The 3,147-nt window shown below is 66.3% G+C and carries 3 protein-coding genes; 1 reads left to right on the top strand and 2 read right to left on the bottom strand.

The window, feature by feature from the left end; translation table 11 throughout:
• Both PKE99_RS37140 and PKE99_RS37135 read right to left on the bottom strand, forming a co-directional pair.
• Positions 1–1,374, bottom strand: a 1,374-nt coding sequence (locus PKE99_RS37140; RefSeq protein ID WP_271214984.1) for a nicotinate phosphoribosyltransferase, incomplete at its 3' end; no start/stop codon positions are given.
• 397 nt (positions 1,375–1,771) lie between these two features.
• Positions 1,772–2,311 carry a pyridoxamine 5'-phosphate oxidase family protein gene (locus tag PKE99_RS37135; RefSeq protein ID WP_156068110.1) on the bottom strand — a complete coding sequence of 180 codons (540 nt, stop codon included), beginning with the start codon at positions 2,309–2,311 and terminating at the stop codon, positions 1,772–1,774.
• A 447-nt stretch (positions 2,312–2,758) separates the two neighbouring features.
• Between PKE99_RS37135 and PKE99_RS37130 the strand changes: the two genes are divergently transcribed.
• Positions 2,759–3,147: phosphotriesterase family protein (locus PKE99_RS37130; protein WP_498371917.1), on the top strand; the 389-nt coding region annotated here is incomplete at its 3' end.

Genomic DNA, 3,147 nt, shown 5'->3' with positions numbered 1-3,147 from the left:
CCGCACGATGAGCTCGGCGAAGTCCCACTGGCGCAGCATCTTGCCGTCACGGAAGACCGGCACGAGCTGGTTCTCCTCCGCCGGGATGGAGTCGCGGGGGACGGTGGAGTACGTGCCGTCGGCGTAGCGGAGGGCGAGCCGGCCCCCCTTCGACCGCTTCATCGCGCTGCCGGTCGGGGCCTTCACGGTCTCGCGCCACTCGCCGTTGATGCGCATAGCGCTGGCCTTGAACCCGAAGTTGAGCGTGTCCCGGTTGACCTGCTGCAGCAGGCCGCCACCCATCCCGCAGAGCACGTTGTCCGCAGCCAGGCCCCGCGCCTCCAGTTCGGTGTAGATCGCGATGTAGGTGTCGAGGGTGAGCCCGTCGCCCTGGATCACCCGGATGTTCGGAGGCAGGACCTTGAACCCCTTGCCGTTGGTCTCGTGCCCGAAGCTGTCCATCAGCGACTCGACAGTGTCGACCGGCACCTTGATCGGGTCGCCAGAGTCGCACCGCACCGCGACGAGACCCTGGAACTGGCTGATTTCGTCGTGCATCTCCTTGCCGAGGATCTCGTTGACCGCCCGATCGTGGTCGAACGTGTCGACCAGAAGGCCGGCCACGACGACCCCGGGGAACTTCAGAAGCCTGCGGAACGTGTCCGCCTCGGCATCCCTGCCGGCGGCCGCCACCGTGGAATGCTCCTGGAAGACGGCGCTGCCGTTCGGGGCCGCCGCGTTGTACCACTGCCGGGCGGCGACGTACGCGGGAACCGTGTCGGTCTGGTCGAAGTTGACCAGGTGTGCCATTCCGCCGAGACCGGCCGACTCCAGCGAGCTGACGCCGCGATTGCCGTAGTCGTGCAGGTACATGCGGATCGCCTCGGGGTGATCGGAGGTGCGCTCCAGGAACCCCTTCATCAGCTGCTTGGCCGTCCAGCTCAGGGTGCCGACCGTGGTCGGGTACCAGACGGCCCGGAGCAGGGCGGTCTCGACGAAGCTGGTGACCCATGGATAACGCGGATCGGTGTTGACCAGCTGCACGAGGACGTTGCCGGTCGGGACGACGGTGCCCTCCGGGACCGCCTCGATCTCGATCGGGAGGTGGCCGTCGTGGTCGTTGACCAGGTCGATCCAGTTCTGTCGGTTGAACGGGATGCCCATCGGCCGGTGCACGGCCTCGGCCTCGTGGATGTCGTCGAGGGTGATCCGCCGGGTCAGGTACTCGCGCAGGAAGGCCTGGAGCCCGACGAACAGTGTCGCGGGGAAGCGGCCGCCACGTGATTCGACATAGCTGGAGACGTACTCGGTGCCGTCCGGGTACATCCCGTAGTGCGCGTTCTTGTAACTGTCGACGTTCACGATGATGTTGCGCCACAGGGACGATTCGCCCATGTCTACTCTCCTGATCGTATGCCTACAGGTAGGGGGCCTGGTCAGAGGCGAACCCGGACCAAGCCGAGGACTGTGCTCGCTGACCCACCCCGCCCGCGCCGCCTCCGGTGACCATGAAGCGGATGGGGGTAAGCCACTCAACTGGTGGTCAGCGGCCCACCTCTGCCGTCGTCGGGGCAATGGGAGGCGGTCTCTCGATCCGAGCGGGCCGGCCTCGCTGAAGGAATCAGCTTCCGTTCACCACGTGGTCAGGGAAGCGAAGGGTTCACGGATCGGAGGCTGAGGCAGCTCACGCATGTCCCAACCATCGAAGCGCTCAGGAACGATCCGGTACCGGCGCCGCCGCTATCGCGCCCGCACTGAAGTAGGACTCGAGGTGCGGGTGACCGACGTGGAGTTACTTCTCAACCACCAGATCGAGGAGCTGCTCGACGAGCTCCGGATCGTCAACCTGATCGGCTGTCCCTTCACGCTGAACCGCACGCTCGTTGGACGTCTCGTCCCCGTCGTCGATCACCGCGGACACCCGACCACCCGCGTCGATGACCTTCATGTGGCGGGCGTCAGGGTTCGTGCTCTGTCCCGGATCACCAAGGGTCGGCTCGGGAGGCACGGAGACGGTTTCGTCTACGACGACGAACCACGGCGGCGAGACATCGATCGCCCTGTTCGGAAGGGCAGACGTGAGCCGAAGCCGCAGAGCCCTTTCCACGAAGGCCCAGCGCTTGACGCCTTTCGAGGGGAGCAAGCTCCCCGGAGGAGGTAGCCATGTGGTCGTCCTCCCAGACCCGGGCAGCGAGTGCTGGCCCACGCCGGATGACGTGTCGTGTCCGACCCGGACGGCGGACGCCGTCCGCGTGCCGATCTCCGCTGCGCTCCGAGGCTTGAGCAGCGGAGTGCTCGCCGACCGCGGTCTAGAGCGAGTGGTCGAGGCCATGTCGCTTCCTGTGGCTCCGTTCCGAAGCCGCCCGACGAGCGTGCGGCGTGAATCGTTTCTATTATCCGTATTGCAGATCTACTCCCGTAACCGTCAGGCGCTGCGAGTGACCATAGCGACGTCGGCTGCGTCACAGCAAGACTTAGAACGTTTCTATCGTGTTAGATGGCCGAACACGTAGGTCCCATCACCCTCGGAGACGCCGTGATCGATAGCTCGGTCATGAACCGAGCGAGCGCCGGCGGTGGGCGCTCCGACGAGCACACAGCGCGGCGCTGCCACCCGCGGCTGTGGGCTTGCGATCCTCGGCGGTGCGCTGCGGCGGTACCGCGCGTAGCCCTGTCTATAGGTGTTCACAGGCGCAGACCTCGAGGTCGACGGCACGGGCAGGGGGACGCAGGCCGCCGCGAGACGACAGTGGACAACGACCGCACGACCCAGGCGTGAGTGAGCGACACCTACGACACGAGCCCTCCCGGATCGACGGCGGCGCGGCATCCGGTCCGGGCCGGCGCCGGCCCGATCCCGACACAGAGGAGAAACCAGATGGCTTCAGCGGCAGCTGACCGGGTTGTGCAGGTGAACACGGTTCGAGGCCCCGTACCGGTTGACGAGCTTGGTATGACCTTGACCCACGAGCACCTCATCAGCGACTTCACGAAGCGGTTCACGCCGCCCGAGGGCGCCGCCGAACGCAAGCTGTACGCCACCCCCGTGGGTCCGTCGCTGAACTGGCTACTTGCCGACCGTCCTTTTTGCTGCTTTGACAACGGGCGCCAGGACGACCCGGTCGCCACGCCCGCCGAACTCGGGAACTTCAATGAGGCAGGCGGACG

It is taken from the genome of Pseudonocardia halophobica (genome assembly GCF_027922425.1).
GTDB classification, from domain to species: domain Bacteria; phylum Actinomycetota; class Actinomycetes; order Mycobacteriales; family Pseudonocardiaceae; genus Pseudonocardia; species Pseudonocardia halophobica.
This window is presented reverse-complemented; position numbering and strand designations above follow the sequence as displayed.

Coding starts and splice junctions, on each gene's coding strand:
- PKE99_RS37135 (WP_156068110.1), bottom strand. CDS start 2,311: ATGGCCTCGACCACTCGCTCTAGACCGCGGTCGGCGAGCACTCCGCTG.